Source organism: bacterium (genome assembly GCA_040757115.1).
Classification (GTDB): Bacteria; UBA9089; CG2-30-40-21; order CG2-30-40-21; family SBAY01; genus JBFLXS01.
Window position 1 is genome coordinate 1 of sequence record JBFLYA010000136.1, and the last position, 10088, is coordinate 10088.

The 10088-nt window shown below is 40.6% G+C and carries 4 protein-coding genes; 1 reads left to right on the forward strand and 3 read right to left on the reverse strand.

The window, feature by feature from the left end:
• Window positions 1-136: 136 nt before the first annotated feature.
• Window positions 137-811 carry an RIO1 family regulatory kinase/ATPase gene (locus tag AB1422_12255; GenBank protein ID MEW6620084.1) on the reverse strand — a complete coding sequence of 225 codons (675 nt, stop codon included), beginning with the start codon at window positions 809-811 and terminating at the stop codon, window positions 137-139.
• 311 nt (window positions 812-1122) lie between these two features.
• Here AB1422_12255 and AB1422_12260 point away from each other — a divergent pair, with 311 nt between their 5' ends.
• Window positions 1123-1248, forward strand: coding sequence for a hypothetical protein (locus tag AB1422_12260; GenBank protein ID MEW6620085.1), 126 nt, complete (start codon window positions 1123-1125; stop codon window positions 1246-1248).
• A gap of 9 nt (window positions 1249-1257) precedes the next feature.
• Here AB1422_12260 and AB1422_12265 read toward each other — a convergent pair whose 3' ends face one another.
• Both AB1422_12265 and AB1422_12270 read right to left on the reverse strand, forming a co-directional pair.
• On the reverse strand, window positions 1258-2619 hold the full coding sequence (locus AB1422_12265; protein ID MEW6620086.1) for a PorV/PorQ family protein: 1362 nt from the start codon (window positions 2617-2619) through the stop codon (window positions 1258-1260).
• A 283-nt stretch (window positions 2620-2902) separates the two neighbouring features.
• Window positions 2903-10009, reverse strand: a complete 7107-nt coding sequence (locus AB1422_12270; protein MEW6620087.1) for a T9SS type A sorting domain-containing protein — start codon at window positions 10007-10009, stop codon at window positions 2903-2905.
• Between the last annotated feature and the right edge of the window lie 79 nt (window positions 10010-10088).

A 10088-nucleotide genomic window follows, 5' to 3' on the forward strand; every position in this document is an offset into this window, starting at 1 on the left:
ATTTTGCATTTTGATATTTATATTTGATATTTAATATTTGATATTTGATATTTATTTGTTGTCTCCCTCAAATCCTATTTTGCAGAACCCTATACACTATTTTAACCTTTATGCTAGATTAAGACACGACCGAAATTTAGTGTGAAGCTAATTTCTTTATCCATTGCCGAACATATTTTCGGATAAACCGAACCTCATTTTCTAAAAATAGCCGTGTAGATAAATTAGTCTCTTCTTCCTGGGTTAAGAGGTGTGGAGATAACCTCTTTTTTAACTTGGCAATCGCCTTTAAGTCATCCTGATAAAACTGTTTATAAAACCACCTTTGAATAAAATTAAATCTGCTGCCTTGAGTAAAAGCCGTGGCAAAATCCACCAGATATGGTTGCCAATCAGCCCGAATAACGATGTTGCTCCTTTTCTTTAAATCACAATGAACTACACCACGACAATGTATTTCATCTATTAAGTCCCTGAGTCTCACATAAACTTCTTCATTCAAATCTCCCCCCTTAAAATGATAGCAATCTTCCCCTTCAATATATTCTAAAATGAAGGCATCTTTATCTAATAACTGATAGACTTTCGGAATACCTTTTATCCCCTGTAATTTCTTATATATCTCAAATTCCCGACGAATAAGCCATCGCCCAAAGAGTAATTTAAACAAAAATCTCTTTGAATGATAATCTTTTACCACAACTAATTGGTCATTTATCCTGGTTAACCAAATATTTGCCTCTGCTTTTTTACCCGTATGGACATTGCCGACAGGATGTAAATTTCCCCTTTTTACCAATTTCCAATCCATATTTTAAATTCTACCTTGAGTCAGGTAGTCCTTTACCGCAGAGACGCAAGAGTTCGCAGAGAAGACATAGAAATACTTATGACCTGCTTGCCGACTCTTCAGCAGGCAAGCCAGATTTATTAATCCATCTGTCCATAGATTTTCCCCTCTTGAGAAGGGTTAGGGGTGTGTTTTTCTCTGCGTCTCTGTGGTGAGGTAAACGGTTACAAGATTGTAAGCGTTCAGGTGGTGTAACAAAAGGAGATGTGGAGATTAAGGAGATAGGGAGATATTATAAAAAATTGAAAATTAATAGAAACTAATAGAAATTTATGGAAATTTGTTGTTTTCCACAATCAATTTCTACCTATTTCTATAAATTTCAATCTATATTCTATTATCTTATCTCCATATCACTCTTATCTCCTTATCCCCTTTCTTACACTTTTGATATATAGCCTGAACGGTTACTTACTTACAAATACATAACATACCCAACCAATCGTTCCATCTGGTAGCAAAACCTTATAATACCATTTCGAATCATCTATTAACATAAGTTTTGTTCCTTTATGGACGGTGGTTATCTTATCATAAGTAGCACCGGGACCTGACCAGATATCTACCTCATCCATCAGCACGATAACCTGCTTCTTTGGAATAACAGGTTCTGGAGGTGTTTTTCCTGGTAGTTTGACTTCAGGTAATAACTCAGGTGGTTTTACAGGCACAATCTCTTTTGGTTTTTCAGGAATAATCTCTTTGGGTTTAACTTCAGGTTTTATCTCAGGAACAATCTCTGGTATAGGAGCAGGTTTGCCCTCTTTTACCTCTGGTTTTTCTTCAGGAATAACTACTGGTGCTGGAACCGGTGGAGTTATCACTTCTTCTGGTATCTCCATCGGAATTAGCTTCATTACAAATGCAATACAGTGTGTATCTCCTAAATCTCCATAAGGCACATAGGCATAGTCTAAGAAATATGTATTACCCAATCCTAACCCAAATCCACCGGTGATGCCAACAGGTGCACTTTTATATAAATCTAATTTCTGGTCTTTGGTAAACCATCTATATCCCATTCGTAAGGCAAGGATATTACCAATTTTTGACTCGACGCCAAGACAAATTAATGGGTCATTATCAATTGCCTTATTAACATCCAGGGCTAATGTCAAACCTTTATTCTGGTATGATAGACCTGTTTTAAAATTTAGCGGTAAGGGGAATCCGTCATTGACAAATTTTATCTTTGTGCCTATATTTTGCACAACAAATCCCCAATTTAAGAATTTCGTAGGTTTATATATCAGTCCAATATCCCCAGCAACACCCATAGCTGAGACATCGGCAATCTTCTGTTGAATATATTTTAAATTGGCGCCAAGCGATAAGTTCTCTTTTAATGCTTGAGCAAAAGATACAGCAACTCCCGCATCTTCTGCCTTAAAAGTGCCAACAACTGTTTTATCCTTTTTAATTTCCTGTATCTTCCCTTCGTCCAGGTAAATTATCGAAACACCTAATGCCCCTTTATCCATCGGTTGCAAATATCCTAAATAACCACCATTAATCCCTTCAAACCAGTTTTTATGGATAGCAGTAAGTTGAAATTCTTTTACCCGGGCTAAGCCGGCTGGATTCCAGTAAGCGGCATTAATGTCATCGGCTATTGAACAAAATGCCTCACCCATTGCCGCTGGCCGCGCTCCAATACCCAATTTTAAGAAATTAGCCGCGGTTGCCCCTGGTTTCTTAGTCTCGCCATAAACCACTGTTGACTGAATAATGCAAATACATAAAATTAATAATTTAAACCTTTTCATCATCGTCTTACCTCTTTACTTAATCTCTATTGCCTTCACCTCACCACGGAGACACAGAGGCACTGAGAACAACCCCCTAACCCCCTTTATTAAGGGGGAATAAACAACGGAAAGGCACGAAAGATGCGAAAAATAAAGGATGTCTTTTTCGTGTTTTTCGTTGTTGTATCCCAAAATTCAAATGTGATAAACTTCTACTGCTACCCCAATTATCTGTTCTGTAAGCTGCTTTTTCTAAAATCATTCTCCGTGTTTCTGTGTCTCTGTGGTGATAACTCTTTCCTCCTTACCGTATCACAGCAATTTTACCTCTGATTATCTCATTTTCATCATGAATAATATAGATATAAACACCACTTGCCACTGGTTGATTATAATCATTCTTAAGGTCCCATTTAGTCATACCGGCTACTTTTTCTTTTATCCAGACTAATTCACCTGAGATAGTATAAATTCTAATAACGGCATTATTACTTAAGTTTTCAAAGATAACCTCGGTATCACCTTTATTTACCCGCACCGGGTTAGGATAAACCAATAGTTTCGTCAGGTCAGGTGCGGTTGTCTCACCAATTAAGACAAATATTGAAAAACTACCTGCCTCTGCCCGAACCCAGTTGTTAGTGCGGTCAGGTAATTGGTTATCTATTTTCTTCCACTCGCTATTTTGTAACCCGTATATCCACAATGTCTTTTCCTTAACATTAATTCCGTTAATATCAACATATTCTTCATCTGGAGTTGTATCTTCGTATGGAATAGTAATCGTTATGGTTCCTACCTGAGTTATAGTGCCACGTGCGGCGTTTTTAATATTAAATTCCCGAATATTCGTATATTTATAAGCAGATGAAAGTTTATTATTTGCGTTGGCAATATCAGGATTGGTCTGTGCCGTAGGTGTGCCAATAACCACATAATAATCAGTGGCTATTGTATCAGCAGGAATTCTTATCTCGGTAACTAAATTATCCGGGGTCATAAGTGTTTCCGTCCCAATAAGTTCTTTATGCAGTAATATCATCAGAGTAATAGTTCCCTGAATGTTATCTTTATAAGCAGTAATTATCACCGGTCCTGCTTTAGATATAATCAGGTTCATCGTTGCCACTCCATCTGTCATTGTCCCTTGATATGGAGTAATTATATTTTGTGGTGTTAATGTAAATGTAGTTGAGGTCGGAACTAAATTGTCTTTTTTATCACGGGTAGAAATGGTCATTGTTCCTGGTTCATTCTTAAACCACTGCAGGATGGAATCAAGATTAAAATGGTCTAATTCGCCTACGGTAACATAGACCGTAGCCGTAGTGCCGATTAAAGTATAGGTAGCATAAATCGTATGGGTTCCCATCTGTCCAGCGGTATAAATATTAGCGGTCATAGTTCCTGCCGGGTCATCTGTGGCAAATTGTGTTTGGGCGGTTACTGTCCAGGTATTGCTATGGAGATCTTGAGCAATAGTTGTATAACTAATTGTCCCTGCCGCACCTACAACCGAGGTCGCTGGATTGATAAAAAGCGAGGTAGCACTACCGTGTTCAACATAGACAGTCGCCGTCGCCCCTACGGCATCAATCGTATAGGTTCCACTAATCATCCATCTGCCAACTTTACCCGCGGTATAAGTGCCATGTTCAGTTATCGTTCCTATTGGGTCATCCGTAGCAAATTGTGTAAGTGATGTAACAGTCCAGGTATTTCCTTTTGTATCTCTGGCAATTGCCTGATATGAAATCTGCTCTCCAGATTTAAGCGTTAAGCTCGCGGGAATTATATTTAAGGCAGTAGCTGTGCCCACAATAACATTAACTGTGGTGGTGGTAGCAACTTTAGTAGAATTTTTAGTATATGTCCCGTATATTTGCCATATCCCTGATTTACCTGCCGTGTAAGTTCCATAGTCTGTTATCGTCCCTATCGGGTCATTTGTGGCAAATTGTGTTTGTGCGGTTACTGTCCAGGTATTGCCCTTTGTATCCTCAGCAATTGCCGTATAACTAACCATATCTCCTGCTTTGACTGTTGTTCCTTCAGGAATGATAGTCAAGGTAGTTGGTGTGCCCACACTAACCACAACATAAGTCGAAGTCCCCACACCACTGGTATGCGTCCCGGCAATCGTCCAGGTGCCAACATTACCAGCCGTATAAAGATTAGCGGTTATCGTTCCTGCCGGGTCATTTGTGGCAAATTGTGTTTGTGCGGTTACTGTCCAGGTATTGCCCTTTGTATCCTCAGCAATTGCCGTATAACTAACCATATCTCCTGCTTTGACTGTTCTTCCTTCAGGAATGATAGTCAAGGCAGTTGGTGTGCCCACACTAACCATAACATAAGTCGAAGTCCCCACGCCACTGGTATGCGTCCCGGCAATCGTCCAGGTGCCAACCTTACCAGCCGTATAAACATTAGCGGTTATCGTTCCTGCCGGGTCATTTGTGGCAAATTGTGTTTGTGCGGTTACTGTCCAGGTATTGCCTTTTGTATCCTCAGCAATAGCCGTATAACTAACCATATCCCCTGCTTTGACTGTTGTTCCTTCAGGAATGATAGTCAAGGCAGTTGGTGTGCCCACACTAACCACAACATAAGTCGAAGTCCCCACGCCACTGGTATGCGTCCCGGCAATCGTCCAGGTGCCAACCTTACCAGCCGTATAAACATTAGCAGTCATCGTTCCTGCTGGGTCATTTGTAGCAAATAGTGTTTGGGCGGTTACTGTCCAGGTATTGCCTTTTGTATCCTCAGCAATAGCCGTATAACTAACCATATCTCCTGCTTTAACTGTTGTTCCTTCAGGAATGATAGTCAAGGCAGTTGGTGTGCCCACACTAACCACAACATAAGTCGATGTCCCCACGCCACTGGTATGCGTCCCGGCAATCGTCCAGGTGCCAACCTTGCCCGCAGTATAAATTTCTTTCCCATCGGTCATCGTTCCTGCCGGGTCATTTGTAACAAATTGTGTTTGGGCGGTTACTGTCCAGGTATTGCCATAACTATCCACAGCCGTAACCTCATACTTTACCTCACTGTTAGAGGTAGTTGTGGCGCCGTGTGGTGAGATTAAGAGTGAAGTAACGCTACCAGGATTTACAGTAATCGTCGCTATTGCCGTGATACTCCCTGAGGTAACCGCAATCGTGCCAGTCATTGCCTTTGTCCCTGCTTGAAAAATGGTAAATGTCCCTTTTTCTGACATAAAGGTAAAACTACCCAATAAATTATTACTTACTGTCCAGGTATAACCTGCGTCTGGAAGTATTTCAAAATGTGAACTGGTATATCCTTTCGCCATAAATGAGGCTGTGCCAAACTGAGCAATGGTTGGAGTTGCCGGTTCGATGATGATGGATGCCAGCTCACCACCAATGATATTAAAAGGATTACTTGTGCCAACAGAAGAGCCATCTTTAGCAATTATCCGGGCATTGATTTGATTATTATAAATTGTTACAGTCCCACACCATGTTCCTGTTCCATCAGGAATAGTAACTTGCGAAGGGATAATAACATTACCCTGAACTTCTAAAGAAACGGTTATAGTAGAATGATTTAAATCATCATTATTCCCAAATTCATCCTTCGCAAAGATAGTAATTGTCCCCGGAATACCAACATTCATCGTCCCGATATAATCAAATTCAAAATGAGTGTATAGCTGAGGCCAAACTGTAAAAAGGCCACTTGTCCCTATCTTCCCATCTGATTCTACAATAATGGAAATATTAGCACCCGCAGTGGTAATAGAAGCGTTATCAGTAAAATAACCGTTAGTAAATGGAATCACTTCGGGCGTAATTGTTCCAGGAATATTAAGTCCTAAGCTCGCTGTGCCATTATATGGCGGGAAAGGACTCATACCATTTCCAAGCCGATTACCGTTTTTATCTCGAGCCTCTATCCCAATGCTAAATCCTTCCCCTGCACAAGCAATAGCAGGAGGATGGGTAGAAAACGCAAAATGGTCAAGGGTAGGTATGTTACCGATTAAAATATAAGTTGCTGGAAGATGAGGGATAGAGGCAGTAACTATATTTAACTCTGTATTAACCGTTCCTGGTATAAGAACCCATTGGCTAGTATCTTCCTTAAGACGATAAATCTTTAATGATTCTTCAAATACTACCTGGTTCCCAGTAGCGACATATCCCGAATAGGTAGGATGCTCTACATACGAGAGGCTAAGTGTTACTGTATCAGTTTCAAAGGTTTGATGTAGAAGTGTTGGTGTGCCACTAAAAACCTTTATCTCACGGATTGAAGATGGCACTTCTTCAAGTGATGGGTCAAGATTACTGTTAGCTGTATCAATCATCACACTTGAGGTCGCAGGATTAATATCTGGATAATAATCTATTCCTTGAAAAACGCCATTTTTAAAGGCAATTGTCGTTGTTCCCTGAGCAAATATCTTTGTCACCGTGCCACCCTGAGCATCATCTATCAACACAAAAAAATCATTGCTTGTGCCTCTAATGTCATTTGCTTGACTTAAGATATAAGTCATTCCTAAAAATTCAGTTCCTAAAGAGATACTTCCTGCACCGATACCTTGATTGAGGTTAATTGTAGTCAAAGTCCCATTTGTAGCATCGTATAAATTCGTCTCTGTCGCATAATCAGGGATAAGATTTTCGTATTTATCCCGTGCCGTCACTGTGGCATAGAATATTTCATCTCTGATTTGATTGGCAATAGGCTCAAAGGAAAAATGGGTAATTGTGCCGGGATTAATATTAATCGAGGTTTGCGTGGCAACATTGTCGTATTTCACGGTTAAAGTCCCTTTGCCGGCTAAAGTTCCTGCTTCAAATGTCGTTGTTGAACCGATAATAGAAGTAAGAGTCCCCAGAGTCGTAGCCCAGTCGAATATTAAACCAATAATTTTATGTCCAAATTCATCATATCCAGTAGCCGTAATGGTGCAGGTCGCATCTACCTGTAAATTAATCGTCTGTGTAGAAAGGGTGATGTAGGATAAAGTGCCAATCTTTGTTGTGATAGTAGCAGATGTTGAAGTGCCATAGACGGAGACTACTTGAATGAATGATTCTGTCCCAACTTCAGTTGATGCCGTCCAAATTGCCTCGATTTTACCTTCGGTATTAGTCGTGCCTACTGTCCTATCTAATGTCCCGGTGCCAATAACAGATAACTCTGCAGTTGTGCCCTGTATTTCCACGGGATTGCCATATTGGTCAGTTAATTGCACCGTGACGGAAGTAGTCGCTCCGACTGAAACAGAATTGGTGCCTAAAATAATATCAAATCTGGCAGTATCAGTAGCAGCCGTAATTGAGAAGGTATTTGAGGTACCTCTTATTGATTCATTGTCTAATTTTTTGGCTAGGACATTATATGTTCCAACTAGAGTAAAACTCCCTTTAAATGAATTCGTTGTACTAAATGTCCCATCCCAACTTAGATTACCACCTTTATATAAAGTCCCTAACACTATATCAACATCACTGGTGGCATTATCAAATCTATCTTTTGGATCTACATCAAAGATAAACTCTTCTCCTGCTACCGTATCTGATATGGTAGTGAATTCAAAGTGATGTAGAGCAGCAGGATTGATGGTAATGGTAGTTGAAGTGGCAATATTATTTGAGGTAGCAGTAACTGTCACAGCACCTGTTTTGGTAGCATATAGGTAAGCGGTAGTGCCAGGAAGTTGATATGTTATGGTGCCAATATTTGTTTCCCATGTGCAGCTAATCGTGGCTAACTCATTCCAGTATGCATCATAGCCAATTGCGGTCAAGGTCAATGTTGAGCCCGCAGTCATTGTCGCTGGTGAAGGAGAAATCGCCAGAGAACTCAAAGTGCCTGCAAGAATAGTTACCGTCCCAATTGCCGTTCTCGTGCCACTTTTAACCGCAATAGTCCCTGTTGTGGCTAATGTTCCTGCAGTAAATACCGTTGATGTCCCTTGTGCCGGGGTAAATGTCCCCACCATAGATTCCCAGTCATAAATTAGTCCATCAATCTTGTTTCCATAAGCATCTTCTCCATTACAACTGAAGGAGATAGTGCCTTCAATAGTAGTTGTGGCATAGGTAGGGATAAGATTTATGTGATGAAGTCCTGCAGGAATAACAGTGAATAGGTTACTTGTGCCCGCCGCACCACTTGAATGCATCGCAATAATAGAACCCATCATAAAAGCGGTGGTAATGGTCATAGTTCCTGTCCATTGTCCATTTGTAAAAATCCCAGTCTGTGTCGGGGTGATTGTTCCTGATGGCAAAGCAAGAACCCCTAATGAAACCGTGCCTATAAAATCTTCGGCAAGATTACCATAATCATCATTAGCCGTGATTGTGCCCCAAAAAGGTATTCCAGCAGTTTGCGTCCCAATATCACTAAATTCAAATTTGGCTACAGAACCATTTTTCGTGATGATTAGCGATGAAGTGCCAGCTATTCCATTAAATGAATTTGTTGTAATGAGGACTTTAATTTGACTACCTGCGGTAGTTCCTACCTGACAGGTAGTGCTAATCTGACCATTGACATCCGTGATAGTAGTTAAAGTGCCCAGAGTTCCAGTTGCATTAGGAGTTTTAGCCCAAATGCTTAAATTGCATTCAACACCCGCTGTCCCAACTCGAAATCCAGTATTGTCGGCTAAATATGCAGTAATGGTCGTTGTCCCTGCCGCAGAAACAGATATTGTCCCGGGAGGTAATAAAAAGATAAATTGTGTAGGTGTCCCGGTTTCAACTAAAAAAGAATTACTTGTTCCCTGCAAGACAATTTCTGGTGACTGAGTAAAAGTCCCTCTGGCGTAAATGGTATAACTACCCGGTGAATCAATACAAATACTTTTTGTCCCAAAACCCGAAATCACACTCATCGTCCCCAGACTACTTGTGCCATTAGAAATAGTTAAAGTAACTGTTCCTGCAATATGGCTATCTTGAGTTAGGTTATCAAATTCATCTGCACTATTCAAAGTAACATCAAAAGGGGTGCCAGGTCTCTGAGGTGATGGGATATGTTCAAAGATAAACTTAGTTGTTGAGGTCGGAAGGATAGTCACACTAATTGAAGTCTGTGTGCCATTTGCGGTTAGGGTTAATGTGCCGGTGGTGGCTCTGGTGCCGGTTAAGGTTGTTGAAGTGCCCAGGATTGGATTTATTATGCCGGCAGTGGTTTGCCAGAAATACTGGAAGGAATCAGCCGAATTACCATATTTATCCGTTCCTGAACCCAAAAAAAATAAACTACCACCTGCGGTGATAGTTCCTCTGGTAACAAACACGCCTTGTTTATCAAGTATCCAGACAGTTGTTGGTGTTCCAGCAAACAAGGTAATACTCAAATGTGCCGTCACCGAGATTGTGCCATCTCTTGCCTCGACCGTTAGAGTCCCGCGCATAGTTTTTGTCCCGGCGGAAAAAGTAACCGTAGAGGTATTTGTTGGAGTAATCGTGCCTAACAGCTCTGGTTCACACCAC